General features: G+C 65.7%; 20 protein-coding genes. 11 read left to right on the top strand and 9 right to left on the bottom strand.

What is annotated here, in order from left to right; genetic code table 11:
* Nucleotides 1-24: 24 nt before the first annotated feature.
* The 3 genes from oppB to AC3EF3_RS03470 all read right to left on the bottom strand — a co-directional run bounded on the left by oppB (nucleotide 25) and on the right by AC3EF3_RS03470 (nucleotide 4,451).
* Complete coding sequence (oppB, locus tag AC3EF3_RS03460; RefSeq protein WP_488530760.1) at nucleotides 25-948, bottom strand: oligopeptide ABC transporter permease OppB; 924 nt, start codon at nucleotides 946-948, stop codon at nucleotides 25-27.
* Nucleotides 949-1,029: 81 nt separating this feature from the next.
* On the bottom strand, nucleotides 1,030-2,637 hold the full coding sequence (locus AC3EF3_RS03465) for a peptide ABC transporter substrate-binding protein (RefSeq protein WP_488530761.1): 1,608 nt from the start codon (nucleotides 2,635-2,637) through the stop codon (nucleotides 1,030-1,032).
* Complete coding sequence (locus tag AC3EF3_RS03470; RefSeq protein ID WP_488530762.1) at nucleotides 2,634-4,451, bottom strand: ABC transporter substrate-binding protein; 1,818 nt, start codon at nucleotides 4,449-4,451, stop codon at nucleotides 2,634-2,636. The genes AC3EF3_RS03465 and AC3EF3_RS03470 overlap by 4 nt, the downstream gene beginning before the upstream one ends.
* A gap of 120 nt (nucleotides 4,452-4,571) precedes the next feature.
* On the opposite strand from AC3EF3_RS03470, the gene AC3EF3_RS03475 reads away from it, so the two are divergent.
* From AC3EF3_RS03475 to AC3EF3_RS03490, 4 genes are read left to right on the top strand one after another with little or no spacing between them, the layout of a single operon-like run.
* Nucleotides 4,572-5,510 (top strand): ABC transporter permease, encoded by a 939-nt coding sequence (locus AC3EF3_RS03475; protein ID WP_488530763.1) that lies wholly within the window; start codon nucleotides 4,572-4,574, stop codon nucleotides 5,508-5,510.
* Nucleotides 5,507-6,598, top strand: a complete 1,092-nt coding sequence (locus AC3EF3_RS03480; protein WP_488530764.1) for an ABC transporter permease — start codon at nucleotides 5,507-5,509, stop codon at nucleotides 6,596-6,598. The genes AC3EF3_RS03475 and AC3EF3_RS03480 overlap by 4 nt, the downstream gene beginning before the upstream one ends.
* An 8-nt stretch (nucleotides 6,599-6,606) precedes the next feature.
* Nucleotides 6,607-8,283 (top strand): ABC transporter ATP-binding protein, encoded by a 1,677-nt coding sequence (locus tag AC3EF3_RS03485; protein ID WP_488530765.1) that lies wholly within the window; start codon nucleotides 6,607-6,609, stop codon nucleotides 8,281-8,283.
* A 10-nt stretch (nucleotides 8,284-8,293) separates the two neighbouring features.
* Nucleotides 8,294-11,050, top strand: a complete 2,757-nt coding sequence (locus AC3EF3_RS03490) for a M16 family metallopeptidase (protein WP_488530766.1) — start codon at nucleotides 8,294-8,296, stop codon at nucleotides 11,048-11,050.
* A gap of 29 nt (nucleotides 11,051-11,079) precedes the next feature.
* Here AC3EF3_RS03490 and AC3EF3_RS03495 read toward each other — a convergent pair whose 3' ends face one another.
* The 6 genes from AC3EF3_RS03495 to AC3EF3_RS03520 form a co-directional block, all read right to left on the bottom strand.
* Complete coding sequence (locus tag AC3EF3_RS03495) at nucleotides 11,080-12,342, bottom strand: 6-phosphofructokinase (protein ID WP_488530767.1); 1,263 nt, start codon at nucleotides 12,340-12,342, stop codon at nucleotides 11,080-11,082.
* An 8-nt stretch (nucleotides 12,343-12,350) separates the two neighbouring features.
* The gene (pepN, locus tag AC3EF3_RS03500) at nucleotides 12,351-14,999 is read right to left on the bottom strand and encodes an aminopeptidase N (RefSeq protein ID WP_488530768.1); all 2,649 of its coding nucleotides are present in this window, start codon (nucleotides 14,997-14,999) and stop codon (nucleotides 12,351-12,353) included.
* 38 nt (nucleotides 15,000-15,037) lie between these two features.
* Nucleotides 15,038-16,142 (bottom strand): peptide chain release factor 2 gene (gene prfB, locus AC3EF3_RS03505; protein WP_488530769.1). Its coding sequence is split into 2 segments (ribosomal slippage): nucleotides 15,038-16,060 and nucleotides 16,062-16,142, totalling 1,104 coding nucleotides; the frame shifts between segments, so codons are not numbered across the junction.
* Between the two features lie 85 nt (nucleotides 16,143-16,227).
* Nucleotides 16,228-17,637 carry a hypothetical protein gene (locus AC3EF3_RS03510; RefSeq protein WP_488530770.1) on the bottom strand — a complete coding sequence of 470 codons (1,410 nt, stop codon included), beginning with the start codon at nucleotides 17,635-17,637 and terminating at the stop codon, nucleotides 16,228-16,230.
* An 83-nt stretch (nucleotides 17,638-17,720) separates the two neighbouring features.
* Nucleotides 17,721-18,587: a hypothetical protein gene (locus tag AC3EF3_RS03515; protein WP_488530771.1), complete on the bottom strand. Its 867-nt coding sequence runs from the start codon at nucleotides 18,585-18,587 to the stop codon at nucleotides 17,721-17,723.
* Between the two features lie 189 nt (nucleotides 18,588-18,776).
* Complete coding sequence (locus tag AC3EF3_RS03520; protein ID WP_488530772.1) at nucleotides 18,777-19,679, bottom strand: alpha/beta fold hydrolase; 903 nt, start codon at nucleotides 19,677-19,679, stop codon at nucleotides 18,777-18,779.
* 25 nt (nucleotides 19,680-19,704) lie between these two features.
* Between AC3EF3_RS03520 and AC3EF3_RS03525 the strand changes: the two genes are divergently transcribed.
* From AC3EF3_RS03525 to AC3EF3_RS03555, 7 genes are read left to right on the top strand one after another with little or no spacing between them, the layout of a single operon-like run.
* Complete coding sequence (locus tag AC3EF3_RS03525) at nucleotides 19,705-21,402, top strand: acetate--CoA ligase (protein ID WP_488530773.1); 1,698 nt, start codon at nucleotides 19,705-19,707, stop codon at nucleotides 21,400-21,402.
* Nucleotides 21,399-23,258: an oligoendopeptidase F gene (gene pepF, locus AC3EF3_RS03530; protein WP_488530774.1), complete on the top strand. Its 1,860-nt coding sequence runs from the start codon at nucleotides 21,399-21,401 to the stop codon at nucleotides 23,256-23,258. The genes AC3EF3_RS03525 and pepF overlap by 4 nt, the downstream gene beginning before the upstream one ends.
* A 9-nt stretch (nucleotides 23,259-23,267) precedes the next feature.
* A complete protein-coding gene (locus AC3EF3_RS03535) occupies nucleotides 23,268-24,329 on the top strand; it encodes an aldo/keto reductase (RefSeq protein ID WP_488530775.1) in 1,062 nt (353 codons plus the stop codon).
* Nucleotides 24,329-24,820: a Cys-tRNA(Pro) deacylase gene (gene ybaK / locus AC3EF3_RS03540; protein WP_488530776.1), complete on the top strand. Its 492-nt coding sequence runs from the start codon at nucleotides 24,329-24,331 to the stop codon at nucleotides 24,818-24,820. Before AC3EF3_RS03535 ends, ybaK begins: the two co-directional genes overlap by 1 nt.
* A 17-nt stretch (nucleotides 24,821-24,837) precedes the next feature.
* Complete coding sequence (gene plsY, locus AC3EF3_RS03545; RefSeq protein WP_488530777.1) at nucleotides 24,838-25,470, top strand: glycerol-3-phosphate 1-O-acyltransferase PlsY; 633 nt, start codon at nucleotides 24,838-24,840, stop codon at nucleotides 25,468-25,470.
* Nucleotides 25,467-26,111, top strand: a complete 645-nt coding sequence (locus AC3EF3_RS03550) for an HAD family hydrolase (RefSeq protein WP_488530778.1) — start codon at nucleotides 25,467-25,469, stop codon at nucleotides 26,109-26,111. The genes plsY and AC3EF3_RS03550 overlap by 4 nt, the downstream gene beginning before the upstream one ends.
* 10 nt (nucleotides 26,112-26,121) lie before the next feature.
* Nucleotides 26,122-26,748, top strand: a complete 627-nt coding sequence (locus tag AC3EF3_RS03555) for an HAD family hydrolase (RefSeq protein ID WP_488533729.1) — start codon at nucleotides 26,122-26,124, stop codon at nucleotides 26,746-26,748.
* The last annotated feature ends 6 nt before the right edge of the window (nucleotides 26,749-26,754 follow it).

A 26,754-nucleotide genomic window follows, 5' to 3' on the forward strand; every position in this document is an offset into this window, starting at 1 on the left:
TGAAAAGCATCATCGGGGCCGGCCTCAGCGGTAGCGGATCTTCGGGTCGAGCGCCGCGTAGGCGAGGTCGACCAGGAAGTTGAGCGTCACCGCGATCACGGTGATCAGCACGACCAGCCCGAGCACGAGCGTGTAGTCGCGATTGCCCGCGCCGTTGACCATCAACTTGCCGATGCCCGGCAGCGAGAAGACGGTTTCGGTCACGAGCGCGGCGGTGATCGACGAAATCGCCAGCGGGCTGAGCACGGACACGACCGGCAGCAGCGACGGCTTCAGCGCATGGCGCAGGACCACCACGCGCGTGGGCAGGCCCTTGGCGCGCGCGGTGCGGATGAAGTTGCTGTGCAGCACCTCGATCAGGCTGCCGCGCATCACGCGCGCGATCGTCGCCACGTTGATGAACGTGAGCAGGGCGATCGGCAGGATCATGTAGGCTGGGGCGAAGCCGTCCCAGCCGCCGGCGGGCAGCCAGTGCAGCATGATCGCGAACACGAGCACGAGCACCGGCCCGATCACGAACGAAGGAAAGACGCTGCCCAGGTTGCCGACCATCATCACGCCGTAATCGACCGCGCTGTTCTGGCGCAGGGCTGCGGTCACGCCGAGCCCCACGCCGATGACGATGGACAACACCATCGAGATGCCGCCGATCGACAGGGAGATCGGCAGCGCCGCCGCCACCAGGTCGTTCACCGACCAGTCGGCATAGCGGAAGGACGCGCCTAGGTCGCCGTGCAGCAGGCTCCACAGGTAGTGCAGGTACTGCATCAGCGGCGGCTCGTCCAGGTGGTACTTGGCCTGGAGGTTGGCGAGCACCGCCTCGGAGACGTTGCGTTCCTCGTCGAACGGGCCGCCGGGCGCCGCGTGCACGAGGATGTAGCAGGCCGTGATGACGGCCAGCAGCGTCGGGATCGTCGCCAGCAGGCGGCGCAATGTGTAAGACCACATACGTGGTGGCTCCTCAAACGGTGAAACGCCCCGCGCGGGGTGCTGCGTGGGGCGTCATGCCGGCCGCGCGGGTCGCGCGACTCAGTGCTTGACGATGTACAGGTCCTTGCTGCGGTAGCGATCCTGGGCGTTCAGCAGCGAGTACCCGCCAACGTACGATTTTACCAGCCGCGGCAGCGAGTACTGCACCAGCGGGATGATCGGGTAGTCGTCCATCACGATCTTCGTCGCCTGCGTGAGAAGTTCCTTGCGCTTGACCGGGTCGTCGCTCTGTTCGGCGTGCTGGATCAACTCCTCGGCCTTGCGGTTGCAGTTGAAGTTGTTGTTCTGGTCCGAGTCGCAGCGCACCAGCGCCAGGAAGTTGGTGGCGTCGTTGTAGTCGGCGATGAAGCCGTCGCGCGCCATCTCGAAGGCGCCGTCGTGGCGCTTCTTCACCAGTACCTTGAATTCCATCGCCTCGAGTTCGATGTTGATGCCCAGCTTCGTCTTCCACTCCGACTGCGCGAAGATCGCCATCTTCTTGTGGTACTCGCTGTTGTTGTAGGAGAACGTGAACTTCGTGCCCGGCTTCACGCCGGCCTCGGCCAGCAGCTTCCTGGCTTCCTCGACCTTCTTCGCCATGGGCCAGTGCGCCCAGTCGTACTCGGTCATGTCCGCGCCTTCCATGCCCTTGACGATCAGGCCGTACAACGGCAGCTGGCCGTCGGCGGTGATCTTGTTGGCGAGGATGTCGCGGTCCAGCACCATCGACAGTGCCTTGCGCACGCGCACGTCCTTGAATGCCGCGCTCTTGGTCTGGAAGTCGTAGAAGCGCAGGCCCAGCATCGGGGCGTTGCGGATCTCCTTCGGGTACTTCTTCTTCAGGTCGTCGAAGGTGCCGGGCGGCAGCTGGTACACCCATTCGTTCTGGCCGCCTTCGTACAGTTTCACGTCGACGTTGCCGTCCTCGACGCCCAGGTAGGTCACGCGCGTGAGCTGCACGTTCGCGGCGTCCCAGTAGTTCGGGTTCTTCTCGATGACGACGCTGCGGTTGACCACCCATTCCTTCAGCACGTAGGCGCCGTTGCTCACCATGTTGCCCGGCTTGGTCCAGTCCTTGCCGAACTTCTCGACGGTGGCCTTGTGCACCGGGCCGAGGTTGTTGTTGGACAGCAGCGAGGGCAGGAAGGAGACCGGGAAGGCGGTCTTGATCTCCACTGTGTACTTGTCCAGCGCCTTCACGCCGACGGCGCTGGGCGGCATCTTGCCGGCCGCGACCTCCTTGCCATTGAGCAGGAACACGCCGTAGGTCGAGGCGTACTTCGAGGCCGTCTTCGGGTCGAGGAAGCGCTGGATGCCGTACACGCAGTCCTGCGCGGTGACCGGGTCGCCGTTGGACCACTTGGCGTTCTGGCGCAGCTTGAACACCCAGGTGATCGCATTCACCTGGCGCCAGCTTTCGGCGACGCCGGGGACGATCTTGCCGTCGATGTTGTTGGCCGTGAGGCCCTCGAACAGGTCGCGCGTGATGTTGTTGGCGCCGACGGTTTCGGCCACCGCCGGGTCGAGCGACTCGGGCTCGGAGCCGTTGTTGCGGATCAGCGTCTGCGTCGCGTGCAGCTGTACGCCGGGGGGAACGAGCGCGGCGGAAGCGGGCAGCGCAAGGGCGAGCGCCAGGACACCGGCGAGGGTAAGGGAGGTCTTTTTCATTTGTTCGGGAGTTTCGAGGTGTCGATATCGATGTAGCGCCAGAAATCGCGCGCAAAGGGATGGCGGCGGTACCCGACCACCCAGGGCTGCGTGAGGTCGATGCCGATGCGGTGCGTGCGGTACTTGTAGGGCATGTACGCCACCATGATCTTCACGGCCTCGCGAAGCACGGCGTCGCGCTCCGGGCCGTCGGGCATCAAGCCCTGCTTCTCGTACAGCTCGTCGAACTTCGCGTTCTTGAAGAATGCGATGTCGTCCTCGCCCCAGGATTTGCTGTAGCCATACGAGAGAGAGGGGCCGCTGTCCGGCGTGCTCGCCGAAAGGCCCAGCGCCCACATCTGCAGTCTTCCTGCGCGCGCGTTCTTCAGGTGATCCGGCCACTTGCCGATCCGCAGCACCACCTTGATGCCGATCGCGTCCATGCAGCGCTTGAAGATCTCGTCCAGTTCACGGTAATCGGCGGAGGCGAGCGTGTAATAGTCGATCGACAGGGGTGAGCCGTCGGGCAGTTCGCGCCAGCCGTCGCCGTCGCGGTCCTTGTAGCCGTACATGTCCAGCAGCGCCTTCGCGCGCGCCACGTCGTACGTGCCCATCTCGGAGCGGAAGTTGGGGTCGTAGCTGCTGGTCCGCGGCATGATCGGGCCTTGCGCAACGATCGCCTGACCGCGACGCGGCAGCTTCACTTCGTCCTGCGCGTTATACGCGAGCGCCATGGCGCGCCGCAATGCGATCTTCTCGGGCGTGTAGCCACCGACCACCGGGTCCTGCAGGTTCCAGTACATGAACGTCACGTCCGAGAGCGGCACGCGTTCGAGCTGGATGCCGCGCCTTTCCAGCTTGGGCGCGAGCTTGTTGTGCGGCACAACTTCGGGCGCGTACGCGTAGGGCAGCCGCTCGACGAACTCCTGTTCCTTGTTCAGGAACGCAAGCCAGCGCGGCTGCGGCTCCTCGATGATCGAGACCTCGACCCTGTCGAGGAGCGGCAGGCGCTTGCCCTTGAGCTTCGCGTAGATCGCCTGCGACTTCGCGTCATCGGCGGGCGGCTCGGCGGTGTAGTAGACCTCGTGGTAGTTGGGATTCTTGACCAGCGTGATCTTGGACGCGCGCCGCCATTCGCTGAGCATGAACGCGCCGGTGCCCACGGGGTGCTCCATGATGGCGGGGCCGTATTTCTCGACGACTTCGCGGGCGACGATGCCGGCGACGCCAGGGTCGGCGAGCGTGTAGATGAAGCGCGGGCGGGGCCGCTGCAGCTTGAACTGCACCGTGTAGCGATCCAATGCCTGGATCCCTTCGACCGGCGTGTCGTAGTCGAACTTTCCCGTTTCGACCGCTCGCTTGTTCAGTTCCTCCAGGCCGACGATCCCCTCTTCCAGCATGCTCGAGAGCGACGGGCTCTTGGTGACCGGGTCGTAGAAGCGCTTGAACGTGTAGACGACGTCCTGCGCGGTGAGCTCGCGCTTCTTGCCGTTGAATGCGGCGTCGTCGGCGAAATGGACGCCGTGGCGCAGCTTGACCGTGTACGTCCTGAAGTCGCTCGAGATCTGCGGCATGCCTTCGGCCAGCGCAGGCACGACCTTGGCGGGACGGGCGAGGTAGTCGTAACCGTACAAACACTCGAAAATGTTGGCGGTGACGATCCGCGAATACAGATCGGACAACTGCGCGGGATCGAACCCCGTCTCGGCGATCGGGAACGCGTAGCGAAAGACCTTTTCGGCCGGTGGGGAGGGACTTTGCGCGCCACACGGGTAGGAGGCGGCGCCCAGTGCCAGGCACAGGCTGATGGCCCGGGCCCAGTTCTTGATGTTCATGCTTGGAAACACCTATACGGGATCGCGAGGCCGCAAGCATAATGCGCGCCCAGAGTCCCGCCACGAGCGGTTTCCCCTAAGTCATGTGCTGCCGTCCCACCCCCGACGCGGCTCCAACAAATGCTTTCATACGCCATAAGACGGATTTGGCAGATGATTCCGACCCTGGTCGGAGTGATCCTGCTGGTATTTTTCCTCTTCAAGTATTTCGGGGGTGACCCAGCAGAGATCCTGGGGGGATTGCGGGCGACGCCGCAACAGATCGCCTCCATCCGCAAGCAGCTTGGCCTGGACAAGTCGGTGCTGGAGCAGCTGTGGATCTTCGTGCAGCAGGTGGTCACGTTCGACTGGGGCCGCAGCTGGACGACCAACGAGGCGATTTCCAACATCTTCCGCACGCGCCTGCCGGCGACGCTGACCATCATGGTGCCCATCATGGTGCTGGAAGTGGTGCTGGGCACGGTGGCGGGCATGGCGGTCGCTTACGTGCGCGGCAGCCTCACCGACCGGGCGGTCATGATCATCACGACCCTCGCGCTGTCGATCAGCTTCCTCGTCTACGTGATCGTCGCGCAGTACCTGTTCGCGTTCCGGCTCGGGTGGTTCCCGGTGCAGGGCTGGACCAACAGCCTCTGGACCAACCTCACGGTGTTCACCCCGCTGCCCGTGATGCTCGCGGTGCTCGTGAGCCTGGCGCCGAACACGCGCTTGTACCGCACCTTCTTCCTCGACGAGATGGGGCACGACTACGTGCGCACCGCGCGCGCCAAGGGCGTGCCGGAGAAAGCCATCCTGTTCAGGCACGTGCTGCGCAACGCGCTGATCCCGATCCTGACCAACGTGGCGACGCAGCTGCCCGGCATCTTCATCGGCTCGTTCCTGCTCGAAATCTTCTTCTCGGTACCCGGGCTCGGGCGCGAGGTTTACAACGCCGTGAACCGCAGCGATTACCCCGTGATCCAGGCGGTGACGATCTACCTGGCGGTGCTCACGATGGTCATCAACCTCATCACGGACCTCATGTACAAGGTGGTCGACCCGCGGGTGGTGTTCAAATGAGCGCCCTGCAGGACCAGCTCGCACCTTTGGCCGAAGCCGTGCCCACCGCGGCGGTGGCGCTGCCCAAATCTCCCGGTGTCTGGGCGCAAGCGTGGGAGCGGCTGCGGCGCGACCGCGTCGGCGTGGTGTCGCTCTGGGTCGTGGCGGTGTTCCTGGTGCTGGTGCTGCTCGCGCAGTTCGGGGTCGTCGCGTCGGACTGGCAGCGCGACGTTGCCGAGCCCTTCGCGCCGCCGACCTTCCTCGGCCCCGCCGTGCAGGAGCAGGTGGACGAGCAGGCAGCCAGGATCCCCAACATCGACCTGAGCGACGTCGACCCGCTCGCCCCGCGCTACAAGGAATGGGACCAGCGCGCCGCCGAGGTGAAGACCGAGATCGTCGTCAAGTCCGACACGCGTCCGTTCGGGGCTGACCGGCTCGGGCGCGACGTGCTGGCCAAGGCGATCAAGGGCGCGCAGATCTCCATCCTCGTGGGCATCTGCGCGGCCCTGCTGGCGACCATCATCGGCACGCTCCTCGGCGCGTTGGCCGGCTACTTCGGCGGCTGGGTGGACGACGCGCTGGAGTGGCTCTACAACGTCTTCACCGCGATGCCGTACATCCTGCTGATCTTCGCGCTCGCGGCCATCTTCAAGTCGGGGCCGCTCGCGAAGACCTTCACGAACGGCATCGCCGCGGTGGTCATCATCCTGAGCGCCGTCGGCTGGACCAGCATCTACCGGCTGGTGCGCGCCGAATACATCAAGCACCGCTCGCGCGAGTACGTGCGAGCGGCCGAGGCCATCGGCGCCAGCCACGCCTCGCGCATGTTCGTGCATATCCTGCCGAACGTGAGCCACGTGGTGCTCGTGCAATTGAGCCTTCACGTGGTCTCGTTCATCAAGGCCGAGGTGATCCTGTCCTTCCTCGGGCTCGGCGTGCCGATCGACATGGTCAGCTGGGGCACGATGCTGTCGGACGCGCAGACCGAGCTGGTGCTGGGCTATTGGTGGCAGCTCGCGGCGGCCACGCTCTTCATGGCTGTCTTCGTCACCGCCTTCGCGCTGCTCACCGACGCGTTGCGCGATGCGATGGACCCGAAACTGCGCTAGGGGCTGGAATGGACAAACTGATCGAAGTGCGCGACCTCAAGGTCGCCTTCCGCCTGGGCGACGAACTGCACGAGGCCGTGAAGGGCGTGAGTTTCGAGGTGCCCGCCAACACCACCGTCGCCCTGGTGGGCGAGTCGGGCAGCGGCAAGAGCGTGAGCGCGATGAGCATCATGCGGCTGCTGCCGGACAACGCCGTGGTCGACCCCGCGAGCCAGGTCCTCTGGGAAGGTAGCCGCAACCTGCTGCAAGCCTCGCCCGAGGAGATGCGCCGCATGCGTGGCAAGGACATCTCCGTGGTGTTCCAGGAGCCGATGTCTTCGCTGAACCCGGTGCTCACCGTGGGCGAGCAGGTCGCCGAAGTGCTGCGCATGCACATGCCGCTGGATGCGAAAGGCATCCGCGAGCGCACGCTGGAGCTGCTCACCGAGGTCGGCATCCCAGAAGCGAAGGCGCGCCTGAACGCCTACCCGCACGAACTCTCGGGCGGCCAGCAGCAGCGCCTGATGATCGCGATGGCGATCGCCTGCGAGCCCAAGCTGCTGATCGCCGACGAGCCGACCACCGCGCTCGACGTCACGGTGCAGCGCCAGATCGTGGACCTGCTCGCCAAGCTGCAGGAACGCAAGAAGATGAGCATGCTGTTCATCTCGCACGACCTGGGCCTCGTCGGCGAGGTGGCCAGGCAGGTCGTCGTGATGCGTCACGGCATCGTGCGCGAGGCGGGGTCCGTCAGGGAGATTTTCGACGCGCCCAAGGATTCGTACACACGCGCCCTGCTGGCCTGCCGACCGCGCCTGGACACGCGGCCGCGCCGCCTGCCGGTGATCGACGACATCGTGAACAACCGGCCGCTCGTGACGGAGCAGCGCAAGCCGCGACCCGTCGAGGGTCCCGCGCTGATCGAGGTGCAAGGCCTCGCGAAAACCTACAAGCTCAAGACGGGGCTGTTCCAGCGCAAGGCGGTCGATGCCGTGAAGGGTGCGGACTTCGTGCTGCACAAGGGCCGCACGCTGGGCGTGGTGGGCGAATCGGGCTCGGGCAAGACGACGGTGGGCATGATGCTCACGCGGCTGACGCAGGCCACGGGCGGGCGCATCCTGTTCGAAGGGCAGGACCTCGCGCAGCTCGAAGGCAAGGCGCTGCGGCCGTTCCGCCCGCGCATCCAGATCATCTTCCAGAACCCGTACGCCAGCCTCAACCCGCGCTTCACGGTCGGCCAGATCCTGATGGAGCCGATGAAGATCCACGGCATCGGTGCGAGCGACGACGAGCGGGCCCGCCTCGCGCTGGGCTGGCTCGAGCGCGTGGGCCTGCCGCAGGCGGCCTTCGGCAAGTACCCGCACGAGTTCTCCGGCGGCCAGCGCCAGCGCATCGCGATCGCGCGCTGCCTCACGATGCGGCCGGAGATCATCGTCTGCGACGAGAGCGTGAGCGCGCTGGACGTGAGCGTTCAGGCCACGGTGCTGAACCTGCTGCTGGACCTGCAGGAGGAGTTCGGCCTCACCTACGTATTCATCAGTCACGACCTGGCGGTAGTGAAGTACATGGCCGACGACATCCTCGTCATGAGCCGTGGCGAAGTGGTCGAGCGCGGCAGCGCCGAGGACATCTACGCGAACCCGCAGCATCCGTACACGAAGCAGCTGCTGGCCGCGATTCCGCGCGGATACCACGCGCAAGCCTGAGGGGGAAACCATGAAGAAGACGACGTGGGCGCGTGCCGCGCTCGCCACGATCGCGCTTGCCGGCGCGATGCATGCAAGCGCGCAAACCGCCGATGTGCCGGTGCCCGACATCCCGTACACGAAGTTCGTGCTGAAGAACGGCCTGACGGTGCTGGTGCACGAGGACCACAAGCTGCCGGTGGTGGCCGTGAACACCTGGTACCACGTGGGCTCGAAAAACGAGCGGCCGGGCAAGACCGGTTTCGCGCACCTGTTCGAGCACCTGATGTTCAGCGGCAGCGAGAACTTCGACAAGACCTACCTCTCGGCGCTGTCGGCCATCGGCGCCACCGACCTGAACGGCACCACCAACCAGGACCGCACGAACTATTTCCAGAACGTGCCCACGTCGATGCTCGATTACGTGCTGTTCGCCGAGAGCGACCGCATGGGCCACCTGCTGGGCGTGCTGGACCAGAAGAAGCTGGACCTGCAGCGCGGCGTGGTGCAGAACGAGAAGCGCCAGCGCGAGAACCAGCCCTATGGCGTGGTCGAGGAAATCCTCACCGAGAACACCTGGCCCAAGGGGCACCCGTACTCGTGGACCGTGATCGGCTCGATGAAGGACCTCGATGCGGCGTCGATGGACGACGTGCGCGAGTGGTTCAAGACCTACTACGGCCCGAACAACGTCACCCTCGTGCTGGCCGGCGACATCACGCCCGAGGCCGCGCGCCAGAAGGTGGAGAAGTATTACGGCGACATCCCGCCCGGCCCGCCGATCGCGCGCCAGCATGCGTGGGTCGCCAAGATGACCGGCACGCACCGCGCCGCCGTGCAGGACCGTGTGCCGCAGGCGCGCATCTACCGCGTGTGGAACGTGCCCGGGGCGAACACGCCCGAGGAGCCGTTGCTCGACCTCGCGGCGCAGGTGCTCGGCGGCGGCAAGACCTCGCGCCTGTACAAGCGGCTGGTCTACAAGGACCAGCTCGCGACCGCGGTGGAGGCCAGCAACGACAGCAGCGAGATCGCCGGCCAGTTCGGAATGACGCTCACGGCGCGTCCCGGCGCCGACGTGCACAGGATGGAAGGGGCCGCCGCGCAGGAGTTGCAGGCCTTGCTGCGCACCGGTCCTACCGCGGCGGAGCTGGAGCTGGCCCGCACCACCATCCTCGCGCGCTACGCGCGCGGCGCCGAGCGCATCGGCGGCTTCGGCGGCAAGAGCGACACGCTGGCGCAATGCATGACGTACGCCGCCGATCCCGAGTGCTACAAGAAGTACGTGCGCCGCATCAAGGAAGCGACGCCGGCGAGCGTGCACAAGGCGATGGTCGAATGGCTGGCCGACGGCGACTACGTGCTGCAGGTGCAGCCGTATCCGGAAGTGGCAGCCGCCGCAGCCCCCGCGTTCGACCGCAAGGCCGGTGCGCCGGTGGGCGGCCCGCAGGAGCTGAAGATGCCGCCGCTGCAGGAGTTCACGCTCGCGAACGGCCTGAAGGTGCTGGTGGCCGAGCGCCACACCGCGCCCGTCGTGAACCTCTCGCTGCTCGTGGACAGCGGCTATGCGGCCGATCCGAAGGACATGCCGGGCCTGGCGACGCTGACCCTGCGCATGATGGAAGAGGGCACGGCCACCCGCAACGCCGCGCGCATCAGCGAGGAGCTCGAGACCCTGGGCGCGACACTGGGCACGAACGCGAATCTCGACGGCGTGTCGGTGGACCTGAATGCGCTGCGCACCACGCTGCCGCGCGCTTTGGACATCTACGCGGACATCGTGCTGCATCCGGCCTTTCCGGCAGATGAACTCGAGCGCGTGCGCGTGCGCCAGCTGGCCGCCATCGCGCGCGAGAAGTCCGATCCGCGTTCGGCGCCCATGCGTGTGCTGGCCCCGCTGCTGTTCGGCAGCGGCCACGCCTATGCGCAACCGCTGACGGGCACGGGAACCGAAGCGGCCGTCAAGCGCGCCACGCGCGAGGACCTGGCGGCGTTCCACCGCAGCTGGTTCCGTCCGAACAACGCGGTGCTGCTGGTGGTGGGCGACACCACGCAAGCCGCGATCAAGCCGCTGCTCGAGAAGGCCTTCGCGGGCTGGGCGCGGGGCGACGTGCCCGCCAAGAACATCGCGCCCGTGCAGCCGCCCGCGAAGTCCGTGGTCTACCTGATGGACCGGCCCGGTTCGCTGCAAAGCGTGATCGTGGGCGCGCAGCTGGCGCAGCCGAAGAATCCCGAGGAGCTCGTGCAGCTGCAGCTGGTGAACGGCGTGTTCGGCGGAAATTTCAGCTCGCGCATGAACATGAACCTGCGCGAGGACAAGCACTGGTCCTATGGCGTGTTCAGCTCTCTCTCGCCCATGGTGACGGGCCAGCGCCTGCTGATCTCGCAGTCGCCGGTGCAGACCGACAAGACGGCCGAGGCGTTCAAGGAGATCGCGGGCGAGTACGCAGGCGTCGCGGGCGGGCGGCCGATCACGCCCGACGAGCTCACGCAGGTGCAAAAGCGCGAGACGCTCGCGCTGCCCGGCCGCTACGAAACGGCGGCACAACTGTCGGGCGCGTACCGCAGCATCGTGCAGTACAGGCTGCCGCAGGACTACTACACGCGCTTCACGCCGACGGCGCTGGCGCTGACGCCGGCGCAGGCCAACGAGCTCGCGCGCCGCTCCATCCTTGCCGACCGGCAGGTGTGGGTCGTCGTGGGCGACATGGCGAAGGTCGAAGCCGGTATCCGCAAGCTGGGCCTCGGCGAGGTGCACCGCATCGACGCCGACGGCCGCCTGCTGGACTGAGATGCGCTGCGCCCTTTCGGGCGCAGTTCTCACCTCAGGTCGAAGGCCGGCAGCTTCTTTTCCACGGCGACGTTCTTCATCGTCGCGTACACCGGCAGGCCACCGGCGTACTTCGGGTAGTCCTCGCCCTGGATCAGCGGCAGCAGGTAGCGGCGGCACTTGTCGGTGATGCCGAAGCCGTCGGCCGTGATGAAGTCGCGCGGCATGAACTTCTCGACGTTCGCCACCTTCGCGAGCGGGGCCACGCCGATCTTGTACTTGTAGGGCTTGTCGCTCACGCGGTCGACGGTCGGCATCACGGCGTTGTGCCCCTTGAGCGCGAGCTTCACCGCGGCCACGCCCAGCTCGTAGGCCTGCTTCACGTCGGTCTTCGACGCGATGTGGCGCGCGGCGCGCTGCAGGTAGTCCGCGACGGCCCAGTGGAACTTGTGGCCCAGCGCGTTCTTCACCATGTTGGCGACCACCGGCGCGGCGCCGCCCAGTTGCGCGTGGCCGAAGGCGTCCTTCGTGCCCTGTTCGGCGAGGAAGCTGCCGTCCGGGTAATGGCAGCCTTCGCTCACCACGATCGTCACGTAGCCGTGCTTCTTCACCAGCGCGTCGACGCGCGCGAGGAACTTCTTCTCGTCGAACTCGATTTCGGGGAACAGCACGACGACCGGGATGCCGTGATCCTCGATCAGGCCGCCCGCAGCCGCGATCCAGCCGGCGTGGCGACCCATGACTTCCAGCACGAAGACCTTGGTCGAGGTCTTCGCCATGGAACGCACGTCGAAGGATGCCTCGAGCGCCGACACGGCCACGTACTTGGCGACCGAGCCGAAGCCGGGGCAGCAGTCGGTGATCGGCAGGTCGTTGTCCACGGTCTTGGGCACGTGGATCGCCTGGATCGGGTAGCCCATGGCTTCCGAGAGCTGCGAGACCTTGTAGCAGGTGTCGGCCGAGTCCCCGCCGCCGTTGTAGAAGAAGTAGCCGATATCGTGGGCCTTGAAGACCTCGATCAGGCGCTCGTACTCGCGCTTGTTCGCTTCCAGCGACTTGAGCTTGTAGCGGCACGAGCCGAACGCGCCGGACGGCGTGTAGCGCAGCTGGGCGATCGCCGAGGCCGATTCCTTGCTGGTGTCGATCAGGTCTTCCGTCAGAGCGCCGATGATGCCGTTGCGGCCGGCGTAGACCTTGCCGATCTTGTCCTTGTTGGTTCGCGCGGTCTCGATCACGCCGCAGGCGGAAGCGTTGATGACGGCCGTCACGCCGCCGGACTGCGCGTAGAACGCGTTCTTCTTTTTCGTCGCCATGGTTCTCCTCAATCCGCGAGCGCGCGCGAGACCACCTCGCGCACGTCGTTCGACAGGTCCGGCTTCGCGGCCACGCGCGCGATCGCCTCGCGGGCGGCGCTGCGCTGCGGCTCGGCCAGCTTCTTCCAGCGGTCCATCGCCCGGGCCAGGCGCGCGGCCAGCTGCGGGTTGATGCCGTCGATCTCGATCACGCGCTCGCTCCAGAACACGTAGCCCGCCGCATCGGCGCGATGGAACGCGCCGGAGTTCGCATTGCAGAACGCGAAGATCAGCGCGCGCGCACGATTCGGGTTGCGCAGCGTGAAGTCCGGATGGGACATCAGCTGCTTCACGATGCCCAGGACGTTGCCGCCGCGGTCGGGCGCGCCCGCCTGCAGCGCGAACCATTTGTCGATGACGAGCGCCTCGTGCTTGAACTGGGCGTGGAACCGGTCCAGCGCGGCAGGCGCCAGCCCGCTGCCGGCGATGACCAGGGCGGTCAGCGCATTGAAGCGGTCGGTCATGTTGCTCGCGTCCTTGAAACGCTGCAGCGCCTTGCCCGGCCACACCGTGTCGCCGTTCTTGCGCGCGGCCAGGCACAGGTTCAGGAGCGCGAGGCCGGCGAGCGAACGGCGCCCGGCCGACTGCGGCTCGGGCACGTAGGCGCCGGTGTCCTTGTTCTCTTCATACGCCCATTCCCAGTCCGGCAGCAGCGCCAGCGCGAGTTGTTCGCGCATGCCTTCGCGCACCGCGTGGACCTGCTGCGGATCGACGACATCGAGCTGTTCGCCGATATAGCTCTCGGCGGGCAGCGTGAGCACGAGGTCCTTGAACGCGGCGTCGAGTTGCGGGTGACGCAGGATGCGGCGCATCGCCTCGACATAGGGCTCGTCGAGCCGCACGTCGTTCTTGGTCAGGCCGGGCTCGCGCAGGAACGCGAGGGCGCGATTGAGCGCCAGGCGCTGGCCGGCTTCCCACCTGTTGAACGGGTCGGTGTCGTGTTCGAGGAGCGTGAGGAGCTGCTCGTCGCTGTAGTCGCACTCCAGGACGACCGGCGCGGAGAACCCGCGAAGCAGCGACGGCACCGGCTCGGACTGCAGGCCGGGGAACGTGAGCGTCTCGCTCTCCTGCGTGAGCACGTGAAGGCCGCTCGCGAGTTCGCGGCCGTCGTTGCCGATCAGGCCGAGCGCGATCGGGATCACGAAAGGCTGCTTCACCGCCTGGCCCGCGGTGGGCGGGCACGATTGCGACAGCGTGAGCTTGTAGATGCCGGCAGCGGCATCCCACTCGCGCGCGACCTTCACGCGCGGCGTCCCCGACTGCGAGTACCAGCGCTTGAACTGGTCGAGGCACTGCGCTAGCTTCGATTCGGGATTGGCATCCGCGATCGCCTGCGCGAAATCGTCGCAGGTCACGGCCTGGCCGTCGTGGCGCTGGAAGTACAGGTCCATGCCGCGGCGGAAGCCCTCGCGTCCGACCAGCGTCTGCTGCATGCGCACGACCTCCGCACCCTTTTCGTAGATCGTGACCGTGTAGAAGTTGTTGATCTCCAGGTACTGGTCGGGCCGCACCGGGTGCGCCATCGGGCCGGCGTCCTCGGGGAACTGCGCCGTGCGCAGCACGCGCACGTCCTCGATGCGGCGCACCGCGCGTGCCGAGGCCTCGCCCGCGAGGTCCTGGCTGAATTCCTGGTCGCGGAAGACCGTCAGGCCTTCCTTCAGCGACAGCTGGAACCAGTCGCGACAGGTGACGCGGTTGCCGGTCCAGTTGTGGAAGTACTCGTGGCCGACGACGGACTCGATGTTGAAGAAGTCCATGTCGGTGGCGGTGGCCTGCGACGCCAGGACGTACTTCGTGTTGAAGATGTTCAGGCCCTTGTTCTCCATCGCGCCCATGTTGAAGTCGCTGGTCGCGACGATCATGAAGCGCTCGAGGTCCAGCGACAGCCCGAAGCGCGCCTCGTCCCACGCGACCGACTTGATCAGCGAGTTCATCGCGTGCTCGGTCTTGTCCAGGTCACCGGCGCGCACGTAGACCTGCAGCAGGTGGTCGCGGCCCGCGCGCGAGGTGATGCGCTGCTCGCGGGCGACGAGCTGGCCGGCGACGAGCGCGAACAGATAGCTGGGCTTCCTGAACGGGTCGACCCACTTCGCGAAGTGGCGGCCGTCGCCCAGCTCGCCTTGCTCGACCAGGTTGCCGTTGGACAGCAGGACCGGGTACTTGTCCTTGTCGGCGCGGATCAGCACCGTGTAGCTGGCCATCACGTCGGGGCGGTCGAGGAAATACGTGATCCGGCGAAAGCCCTCGGCTTCGCACTGCGTGAAGAAGGAATCGTTGCTCGTGTACAGGCCCGAGAGCTTGGTGTTCTTGCCCGGCGCGCAGGTCGTGAAGATCTCCAGCTCGAACGGTTCGGCCGGCAGGTTCTCCAGCACCAGCTGGTTGTCCTCCAGCTTGAACGAGGTGCCCTGGCCGTCGACCAGCACGCGCGCGAGATTGAGTTCCTCGCCGTCCAGGCGCAGCGCCTGCGCCTCGACCTGGTCGTTGCGCCGCACCTTCATGCGATTGAGCACGCGCGTCTTGGCCGGGTCCAGGTCGAACGTGAGTTCGACGCTGTCGATCCAGTAGGCGGGCGGCCGGTAATCGGCGCGGTAGATGACGTTCGTGTGTCCTTCTCGCATGTGCAGTCTCCTTGTGCGCGGCGCTTACACGCCTTGTGTCATACGCCCTGTTTGAGCGAGGCCTCGATGAACGCATCGAGGTCGCCGTCCAGCACCTTCTGGGTGTTGGAGATTTCCACGTTCGTGCGCAGGTCCTTGATCCGGCTCTGGTCCAGCACATAGCTGCGGATCTGGTGGCCCCAGCCCACGTCGGTCTTGGTCGCTTCCAGCTTCTGCTGTTCTTCCATGCGCTTGCGCATCTCGAAGTCGTACAGGCGCGAGCGCAGGCGCCGCCACGCGACGTCGCGGTTGGAGTGCTGGCTGCGGCTGTCCTGGCATTGCACCACGATGCCGGTGGGCATGTGGGTCAGGCGCACGGCCGAATCGGTCTTGTTGATGTGCTGGCCACCCGCGCCCGAGGCGCGATAAGTGTCCACGCGCACGTCGGCCGGGTTGATGTCGATCTCGATCGAGTCGTCGATCTCGGGGTAGGTGAACACGGAGGCGAAGCTCGTGTGCCGACCACCCGCCGAGTCGAACGGCGACTTGCGCACGAGCCGGTGCACGCCGGTCTCGGTGCGCAGCAGGCCGTAGGCGTAGTCACCCTCGATCTTGATGGTGGCGCTCTTGATGCCGGCCACGTCGCCGGGGGTCTCGTCCTCGACGCTGGCCTTGAAGCCCTTGCGCTCGGCGTACTTCAGGTACTGCCGCAGCAGCATCGACGCCCAGTCGCAGGCCTCGGTGCCGCCGGCGCCGGCCTGGATATCGAGGAAACAGTTGAGCGGGTCGGCCGGGTTGTTGAACATCCGGCGGAATTCGAGCCCTTCGACCTGGCGTGCCAGCCGGCCGGTGTCGGTCTCGATGGTTTCGAGGCCGGCCAGGTCGCCTTCCTCCTTGCTCATGTCGTAGAGCTCGAGGTTGTCCGACAGCTCGCGCGTGAGGTCATCGAGCGTGACCACGATGCCTTCGAGCTGCTTCTTCTCCTTGGAGAGTTCCTGGGCCTTCTTCGGCTCGTTCCAGACGGCCGGGTCTTCCAGGGCGGCGTTGACCGTTCTCAGGCGCTCCGACTTGGCGTCGAAGTCAAAGATACCCCCGAAGGGCCTGGGTGCGGGAGGCGAGATCGGCCAGTTGGGTGCCGATCAGGTTGATGCGTTCTGCGTCCATGTTGTTCTGCCGATTCGAAAGGGCGGATTTTCGCACGACGTAGCCACCGCAGCGAATGCCGGGCCCGTTGGCGTCAGTTCACGCTCTAGCGGCTCTTCAGCATCAGCTTGACCGCACCCTCAACCGCGGTCTGGGCTTCATGACACGAGTTGGCTTTCGAGCTCGCCAACGCGCGAGCCGCTCGGGCACCTGCTTCGTCTTCTGCATCATCCGCGTCGTCCGGATCAAGCCCCAAGGTCGGAAACACCCTCATCGCGACCATGTCCAGCGCCAACGAAATGTTGGAATCAAGCGGACAACCTACGACCATCGCCTTCATGTACATGAGGTTTGACGCCACTGCGAACTTCTTTGAATCTTCAGCGCTTCGCGTAGCCGGCTGGTGGGGGGACGGCGTGACTCCCTCGGAACACATGTCGATGATCGCGAAAAAACGCGGCGCGTCGTATTTGCCGCGGTCAGCGTCACGGCGCTGTTGGTACGCAATCTTGCAGCCGTCGGGAGAGAGCTGTTGCGACCAAATCCCGTCGGCAGGCGGAAGCGAGCCTGTCGAAGCTTTCTTTTCGGTTCCTGCTGCAACCCTATACAACCGGTCTTGGCGATAGAGAAAGATCGCCGGTCGAACTCCGTTCTCGCGCTGCCGCCGAACGACGATCCCGCGACGCGTGAGAGTCAAATTCGAATATTGGAAGCCATTGCGTGCCCGATCACCGATTCCGTATTCGGCGATGAATTTTGGATAAGGAACTTCCTCGATTTTTCCGTCCTGTGCCAGCAGGCGTAGTGGCTTGTCTAATTTCCACGACCACCCGACAAGGTATTTGTCGAGAAAGGGCAGGTATTCGCCTCCATCGATCTCCTCCCAACGGATCCGAACCTCGACGTCGTCTTTCCCTCGGCGCACCCAATTCATGACGGAGGAGTTCTTGCTCTTCTCGAAGAGAAACCCGCCTGCTCCGTCATCCAGCGATCGATAAGAAGGCTGCAGTTCCTTTGGCTTATCAGCCATCGAGCTTCGCGGACTCGAATCAGGTGGATAGCGCTTGACCTCAATGATTTCACCGCCTGGCTGAATGCGAAGTTCCCGAAGATCTTCGTATTCGATCAGGTCGTTCTTGATCATGCGACCCTGAGCGTCCAGAAATTCTGTGCGGTGCACGTGACCGACGAAGAAAGACCGGGCATTCCTATCGAAGGAATAGCTCATCACCTCAGCATTCCGCGCGATGTATTTGATAGTCTTGTTCTTGAAGTCGACCAAGGCTACGCGCGAGGGTGTGCCGGTGACATGCTCTTCGGCACCTTCTTCCAAAGTGGTGACGATGAAGTGGTTGTCGTCGACCCACATGGACCAGCCGATCGCTTGAAGACCCGTCTGGAAGGTGTCCAGTCGCAGGTCGACAACGCGCTTGCTTTCGGCGTAGGCATCGGCCGTACCGAAAATTGTCAGCCCAAATAGGGCCAGTAGCAGGAAGAGTCGGCCAGAGCAAAGCATCGGGGCGTCGTGGGAAGGAATGGATGAGCCAGTCTAGCTGACTCACCGCTCACGACCTCCGGCTTGCGCCTGGGTGACAAGGCTTACTTGAACGCGCCCAGCTTCGCTTGCGCGCCGCGGTTGCCCATCGCCGATGCGCGCTCCAGCCAGCGCACGGCCTGGGTGGCGTCGCGCTGCACCGTCGCGCCTTCGAGATAGGCGATGCCCAGGAAGTAGCTCATCTCCGCGCGGCCGTAGCGGATGCCGTCGGGCGTGGACTTGCCCGAGCGCTTCACGATCGAGGGCACGTCGCCCGTGCCGTTGGCATAGGCGTGCATCTGCCGGATGGTGTCGACATAGAAGGTGTCGCGCGCCTTCATCGCCGCCTGGCGCTGTGCCGGCGGCACCGTGGCGACCAGTTCGTCCGCGAGGATAGGCAGCGCTTCGAAGGGCGTCATGCCCCCCTGCATGCGCGGGTTGTACCAGGCGCGCAGCATCACGCGGTCCAGCGGCAGCAGGCCGTCGATCTTCCAGGGGAAGTAGCTCAGTACCGTCTGGCCGGCCGGGTGGCCGCGCACGCCCATCACGTGCATGGACTCGTGGAACGCGCAGCGCCACGCGTCGTGGTCGCGCATCTGCACGGACGCGGTGTCGATCTTCGTTTCGGTCTTGAAGTCCAGGAAGGTGACGCAGGGCTGGTTGTCTTCCAGCGCCGTGTCGGGAAGGATCTCGACGGTGACATTCGCGGTCTGCTCGTCCACGGTACCCGTGACGTCGGTGAGCTTGACGTGCGCTTCGCCCGAGACGGTGCGCAGCGCGTCCATCATGTGGTCGCGGTGCGCGGCGACGTTCACGCCCGTGAAGCGCACGCGCATGTCGTTTTCCCAGCGCACGATGCGCGTGGGCGTGCCGCTCTGGTGCCACAGCACTTCCCACAGGGTCTGCAGACCCTGGTCGAGTTCATCCGCCATCGCCGAGAACGGCAACAGCAGGAAAGCCAGCAATAAACCCCAACAACCACGACGCATTCGTCACCTCGATCACAAAGCGTGACCTCAGTGTGCGGTAGGACGGCTCCTACTTCAAGGCCTCCGTGCGTCTTACGTCGAGCAGGCCAGCCCAGCGGTAATTTTTCGCGCTTTCGGCGCGCCGCACTGGCGTCAGGCCACGAAGCGCTCGATGAGCTGGGCCACCTGCCCGGGCTGGTCGTGGTGGAGCATGTGCCCGGCATCCTGCACCCGGGCGGTGCGGTAATCGGGAACAGATCGTAAACGTTCGTGGTATTCGGCCAGCGTGTACCTGCCTTGCCACCACTGCGCCAGGCTGTCGTCGCTGGCGTCGATGTGCAGCGTAGCCGCGCTGATGGACTTGTAGATTTCCAACACCTCGTCCACACGGTAGAGCTGCGCGTTGGTGATCTTGTGCGCCGCATCGCCCAGGATGCGCCATTGGGCACTGGCGTCGGGCTTCGCCCAGTGCAGGCTCAGCCAGTCGGCCTTGTCCTGGGTCAGCCGCCGGTTGGTCTTCATCAGGCGCTGCGCCACGCCGGCCGCAGAATCGTAGGTCTTCAGCGCCAACTCGCCGCGATGCAGCGCTTTCAGCTCGCCCATCCACTTTGCATAGCGCTTGGGCGCCATCGATGGACTCGTCGCGGGCATGCCGTAGCCCTCGAGATTGACCAGGCGCCGCACGCGCTCGGGCCGCGAGCCCGAATACAGCATCGCGACGTTGCCGCCCATGCTGTGGCCCACCAGGTTCACGGGCGACCCGGGCGAATAGTGATCGAGCAGGAAATCGAGATCGGCGAGGTAATCCGGGAACCAGTAGTTGTCGGCGTGCGGCGATTCGGTGAGGCCGTAGCCGCGCCAGTCGGGGGCGATCACCCACGGGTCGCCCTCGAAGGCATCGACGACGAACTGCCAGGAGGCGGCGACGTCCATCCAGCCGTGCACCATCACCAGCGGCACCTTGCCCGGGGCGGGCTCGCCCCACTGCAGCACGTGGTACTTCAGGCCGCGGATGCGGACAAACTCGCTGCGCGCGGCTTTCTTCGGTTGGTACATTCGACGGATCATAAGGAGCACGCCCATGGCCGTCAGTCAACGCAGCGACAACTACGCCGCGATGCATGCGAACTTCCGCTGGCAAGTGCCCGAGGAGTTCAACATCGCGCAGGTGTGCTGCGGGCGCTGGGCGCGCCGGCCCGATGCGGACACGCGCGTCGCGATCCGCGCGCACGGCGCGGAGGAAGCGTGGGGCACGCTCACCTTCGCCGAGCTGCAGCTGATGGCCAACGGCCTGTCGAACGTGCTCGCCTCCTGCGGCGTGCAGCGCGGCGATCGCGTCGCGATCGTGATGCCGCAGCGCTTCGAGACCGCCGTCGCCTACATGGCGGTATTCCAGATGGGGGCGGTGGCCATGCCGCTGTCGATCCTGTTCGGGCCCGAGGCGCTCGAATACCGCTTGCAGAACAGCGACGCCACCATCGCGATCTGCGACGAGAACTCGTTCGCAGCGATCCAGGAGGTGCGCGCCGCGTGCCCCGCGCTGCGGCAGGTGATCGGCGTGGGCGCCGCCGCCGAGCAGGCCGATGTGCACTACGCACGGATGACGGCGCGACAAAGCCCGGAGTTCACGAGCGTACGCACGAAGGCCGACGAGGGCGCGGTGCTGATCTACACCAGCGGCACCACCGGCCCGCCCAAGGGCGCGCTGATCCCGCACCGCGCGCTGATCGGCAACCTGCCCGGGTTCGTCTGCAGCCAGAACTGGTTCGGCTTCGACGGGAAAAAGAATGAGTCGAGCGACGCCGTGTTCTGGTCGCCGGCGGACTGGGCCTGGACCGGTGGCCTGATGGACGCGCTGTTGCCTTCCCTGTATTTCGGACGCCCCATCGTCGCCTGGAACGGCCGCTTCTCGCCCGAACTCGCGTTCACGCTGATGCAGGAGCACGGCGTGACGCACAGCTTCCTCTTCCCCACGGCGCTGAAGGCCATGATGAAGGCCTTTCCCGAGCCGAAGAAGCGCTTCGAGCTGAAGCTGCAAGGCCTCATGAGTGCGGGCGAAGCCGTGGGCGACGCGGTGTTCGCGTATTGCCGCGATCACCTAGACGTGACCGTCAACGAGATGTTCGGGCAGACCGAGATCAACTACGTCGTCGGCAATTGCGCGAAGTACTGGCCGGCACGACCCGGCAGCATGGGCCGGCCGTACCCGGGCCATCGTGTCGCGGTGATCGACGACGACGGCAACGAATGCGCCGACGGCGTGCCGGGCGATGTCGCCGTGAACCGCTACGACGTGCACGGCGACCCCGACCCGATCTTCTTCCTCGGCTACTGGAAGAACGAGGACGCCACCCGCCGCAAGTACACGGGCGACTGGTGCCGCACCGGCGACCTCGCCACGCGCGACGCGGACGGCTATCTCTGGTACCAGGGCCGCGCCGACGACGTCTTCAAGGCCGCGGGCTACCGCATCGGCCCGAGCGAGATCGAGAACTGCCTGGTGAAGCATCCGGCGGTGGCCAATGCCGCCGTCGTGCCGAAGCCCGACAAGGAGCGCGGCGCGCTGGTGAAGGCCTTCGTGGTGCTCGCCCCCGGCGCGCAGGCCAGCGACAAGCTGGTCGCGGAACTGCAGCTGCACGTCAAGGGTAAGCTCGCGCCCTACGAATACCCCAAGGAGATCGAGTTCATCGACGCCTTGCCGATGACGACGACGGGGAAAGTGCAACGCCGCGTGCTGCGGCTGCGCGAGGAAGAAAAAGCCCGAGGAGAGAACCCGTGAGAAAAGGAAACCACCTGGCCGCGGCGATCGCCGCGCTGACGCTCTGCACGACCCACGCGCAGACGGTCGATGTGAAGGACACCTGGAACCTGGCCGACATCTACGCCTCCGCCGAGGCGTGGAACGCGGATGCCGCGAAGCTGGACAAGCAGATGGCCGATTTCGCCAAGTGTGCGGGCCACCTGGGCGACAGCGGCGCGCGCTTCAAGCAATGCATTCAACTACGCGCCGACATGGACAAGCGCATGGCGCGCCTGTCCACCTACGCCGGAGAGAAGTTCTCCGACGACACGGGCGCGGCGGCCAACCTGGAGTTGCAGCAGCGCGCCGAACTGCTGGGCACGAAGCTCGGCGAGGCCGAGTCCTTCGTGGCGCCCGAGCTGCTGAAGATCGGGCGCAAGCGCATCGATGCCTTCCTCGCCAAGGACGCGTCGCTGCGCATCTACGCCCACCCGCTGGACGACGTGCTGCGCACGGCGCAGCACACGCTGGACAGGAAGGGCGAGGAACTGGTCGCGAGCTTCGGCCTGATCGGCGGCACGGGCTACAACGTCCACACGACGCTCACCAATTCCGACCTGCCGTGGCCCAAGGTGAAGTTCGCGAGCGGCGAGGAGGCCGTCATCGACCAGCCCGGCTACGAGAAGTACCGCCAGGCGACGAACCGCGCCGACCGCAAGCTGGCCATGGACACCTTCATGGCCTCGCTCAAGACCTACGAGCGCTCCTTCGGCATCATGCTGTACGCCAAGCTGAAGGAGGACATGACCTTCGCGAAGGTGCGCAAGTATCCCGATTCGATCAGCGCATCGCTGGACCACAACCGCCTGCCGGTGGCCATCATGGACACGCTGATCGCGCAGACCAACGCGAACCTGCCCACCTTGCATCGGTATTTCAAGCTGCGCGCGAAGATGCTGGGCGTGCAGGAGATGCGCTACTACGACATCTACCCGCCGCTGGTGCAATCGGCCATCAAGTTCCCGATCGACGTGGCGCGGCGCGAGACGCTCGCGTCCGTGGCACCGCTCGGGCCGGACTACGTCGCCGCGATGCGCAAGGGCTTCGACGAGCGCTGGATGGACGTGTACCCGCGCAAGGGCAAGCAGTCGGGCGGGCACATGGCCGGATCGGCGTACGACGTGCATCCGTACCTGCTGATCAACTACAACGACGACTACGAGTCCTTCACGACCATCGCCCACGAGTGGGGCCACGCGATGCACTCGTACCTGAGCAACAGGCACCAGCCCTTCGTCACGTCGGACTACGCGACCTTCATCGCGGAGATCGCGTCGACCTTCAACGAGGAGCTGCTGCTGGACCACATGCTCAAGGTCGCGAAGACCGACGAGGAGCGCCTGTTCTACCTGGGATCCGCGCTGGAAGGCCTGCGCGGCACGTTTTTCCGCCAGGCGATGTTCGCGGAGTTCGAGCGCAACGTGCACAAGCGCGTCGATGCCGGCGAGGCGCTCACGGGCGAGGCGTTCAGCAAGACCTATTGCGAGATCCTCAAGCGCTACCACGGCGACGCGCAAGGCGTGCTGAAGGTGGACGATCCGTACTGCATCGAGTGGGCCTTCATTCCCCACTTCTATTACAACTTCTACGTGTACCAGTACGCCACCTCGATCGCGGCGAGTTCGCTGCTCGCGCAGCGGGTGCTCGCCAACGAGCCCGGCGCGCTGGAGAGGTACACCACGCTGCTGAAATCGGGCAGCTCCGACTATCCCTACGAGCTGGTGAAGAAGGCCGGCGTGGACCTCGCCACGCCTGCGCCGTACCAGGCGATCGTCGCGCGGATGAACTCGATCATGGACGAGATCGAGAAGATCCTGGCCAGGAAGCGTGGATAAGATCGACCCATGCAAACGATCACCCTCGGACAAAGCGACCTCAAGGTCACCCCCATCTGCCTCGGCACCATGACCTTCGGCGAGCAGGTGGATGAAGCCACCGCGCACGCCATCCTGTCGCGCGCCGTCGAGCGCGGCGTGAACTTCATCGACACGGCGGAGATGTACGCCGTGCCGGCGCGCAAGGAGACCTTCGGCGCGACGGAGACCATCATCGGCAACTGGCTGCAGAAGAACCCCGGCATGCGCCAGAAGGTCGTGCTGGCGACCAAGGTCGCCGGTCCGTCGCGCGGCATGCCGTGGGTGCGCGCAGGCGAGGGCATGACGGCGCAGGACATCTTCAACTCCTGCGAGAAGTCCCTGAGGCAGCTGAAGACCGACGTCATCGACCTCTACCAGATCCACTGGCCCGAGCGCAACGTGCCCATGTTCGGCGCGATGTATTACGACCCGGCGAAGGAGCGGTCGCAGACCTCGATCCACGAGCAGCTCGAGGCCCTGGGTCAGCTGGTGAAGCAGGGCAAGGTGCGCCACATCGGCCTGTCGAACGAAACGCCCTACGGCGTGCACGAGTTCGTGCGGCTGGCGGAGCAGCACCAGCTGCCGCGCGTGGCGACCGTGCAGAACGCCTTTTGCCTGGTGAACCGCTCGCTGGAGAACGGGCTGGACGAGACCATGCATCGCCTGGGCGTGTCGCTGCTGGCCTATTCGCCGCTCGCATTCGGCCTGCTCACCGGCAAGTACGACGAGAGCGGCACCGACGGCCCGAACACACCGCGCAACGCGCGCATCGGCAAGTTCGAGTCCGTGCGCAAGCAGCGCTGGGGCCGGCCCGAGGCGCTGGCGGCGGCGCGCCGCTACAACGCGCTCGCGCGCGCGAACGGCCTGACGCCCACGAAGATGGCGCTGGCGTGGTGCTACACGAAGTGGCAGGTGGCCAGCACGATCATCGGTGTCACCTCGCTGGCGCAGCTCGACGAAGACCTGGCCGCCTGGGGCACGCAGCTGTCGCCCGAGCTCCTGGCGGAAATCGACAAGATCCGCTGGGAGATGCGCGACCCGGCCGTCTGATGGCGAAGAAGGAGCACGTCAGCGAAACGCCGGCGACGGCGATGCTCAAGGCCCATGGGGTCGCCTTCACCGAGCACCCGTACGAGTACCTCGAACACGGCGGCGCGCAGCACAGCGCGGAAGTCCTGGGCTGGGATCCGTTCGCGGTGGTGAAGACGCTCGTCATGGAAGACGAGAAGGCGCGTCCGCTCGTCGTGCTGATGCACGGCAACCGCAAGGTCTCGACCAAGAACCTCGCGCGGCAGATCGGCGCGAAATCGGTGGAGCCTTGCAAGCCGGAAGTCGCGAACCGCCACAGCGGCTACCTGGTCGGCGGCACCTCGCCCTTCGGCACGCGCAAGCAGATGCCGGTGTACATCGAGGAGACGATCCTCGCGCTGCCGAAGATCCTGATCAACGGCGGCCGGCGCGGCTACCTCGTGGGCATCGAGCCGCAGGTGTGCGTGAAGCTGCTGGGCGCGAAGCCGGTGAACTGCGCGCTGGCAGAATAGGCCAAGGAGGAGACGACATGGATTACGTGTATGCGATCGGCGCGACCCTCGCGGCCTACCTGGTGGGCTCGCTCTCCTTCGCGGTGATCGTCAGCCGCGCGATGGGCCTGGCCGATCCGCGCACCTTCGGCAGCAAGAACCCCGGCGCGACCAACGTCCTGCGCTCGGGCAGCAAGGCCGCTGCGATCGTCACGCTGCTGCTGGATGGCTTGAAGGGCTTCGTGCCGGTGCTGCTGGTCCGCCTGTTCGGCCAGCCCTACGGCCTGGACGACGGCACCGTCGCGGCGGTGGGCGTGGCGGCCTTCCTCGGCCACCTGTATCCGGTTTTCTTCAAATTCAAGGGCGGCAAGGGCGTCGCGACCTTCATCGGCGTGGTGTTCGGCATCCACTGGATCCTGGGCCTGGGCACCGGCGCGACGTGGATCATCATCGCGTTCTTCTTCCGCTACTCCTCGCTCGCCTCGCTGGTGAGCGCCGCGTTCGCGCCGGTGTACTACCTGCTCGCCGACCGCGTGGCGTGGTATGCCGACGCCCGCATCGCTACCGCGCTGTTCGTGATGGCCCTGCTGCTCGCGTGGCGCCACCGCGAGAACATCTCGCGCCTGGTCGCCGGCAAGGAATCGAAGCTGGGGCAGAAGAAGTCGGCGTGAGCGAGCGCGCGCACCTGGTCTTCGACCTCGACGGCACGATCAGCGACCCGGCCGTCGGCATCGGCCGCTCGATCAACTACGCGCTGGAGCACTTCGGCTACGCACCGGTCCCGCTGGACCAGGTCTCGCCGTTCATCGGCCCGCCGCTGGACCAGTCGTTCCGGGCGCTCACCGGCACCTCCTCGGCCGAGCACATCGCGGCGCTGGTGGCGAAGTACCGCGAGCGCTACGCTGACGTGGGGTATTCGGAAAACGTGCTGTATCCGGGCATCCCCGAGGCGCTCGATGCGCTGTCGAAGGCGGGCGTCCGCTTCGGGCTGTGCACGTCCAAACGCGTCGACTTCGCCGAGTCGATCCTCCGGATGTTCGGCCTGCGGCACCACTTCGCCTTCCTGAGCGGCGGCGAGATCGGCGTGCACAAGAAGCAGCAGCTCGCCGCGCTGCTGGCGCAAGGCGCCGTCTCGAAGGCGGCGTTGATGATCGGTGACCGCGCTGTCGATGTGGAAGCAGCCAGCACCAACGGCCTCGGTGCCATTGGTGTGCTCTGGGGCCACGGCTCGGAAGAGGAGCTACGCTCGGCTAAGCCGTCGCGGTTGCTGAAAGAGCCGGGCCAACTGGTGGAGCTACGCCATTCTGTCTGACTGTTCCCCCATCGTCCTCGATCTCGATGGCGTGGTGCTGCAGACCAACGGCATCAAGCATGCGGCCATGCTGTCGCTATTCGACGTGGACGATCGCCTGAAGCGCCGGATCAGCGATTACATCCTCTCCAACGGTGGCGTCCGGCGCGACCTGAAGATCGCGCACATTTTGGGGACCTTCCTGGGACATTCCCGGCCGGAGGATGAATTGCCGCACTACCTGTCGCGGTATTCGGACCAGCTCGAAGACGCTCTCCTTTCGGCGCCGCTGGTTCCCGGTGTGGGAGAGTTTGTCCGGAGCGCCGGATACAGCTTTTCCCTGAGTTCGTCGGCGCCCGACAGCGAGGTTCACCAGCAACTGCAAACGCGCGGCCTGCTTCCATGCTTCGATGCCGTCTTCGGTGCGTCCACGCCGAAGAGCGAAGCGCTAGCCATCGTTAGCGCAAAGTCCCCATCAGTCCTGCCCGTATTTTTCGGAGATTCCGTCGGCGACTGGGAGGCGGCCCAGTCGGCCGGGACGCCGTTCGTCGCAGTCACCTGCGAGCGAGACAACTTTCCCAGCCTGTCGATCAGCAAACTGCGGGACTTCACGTCGAGCGCCGACATTCAACGCGCCATCGACGTGGCGAGGCGTTGAGCGGCG

This window comes from Ramlibacter sp. GS1-15 (genome assembly GCF_057785015.1).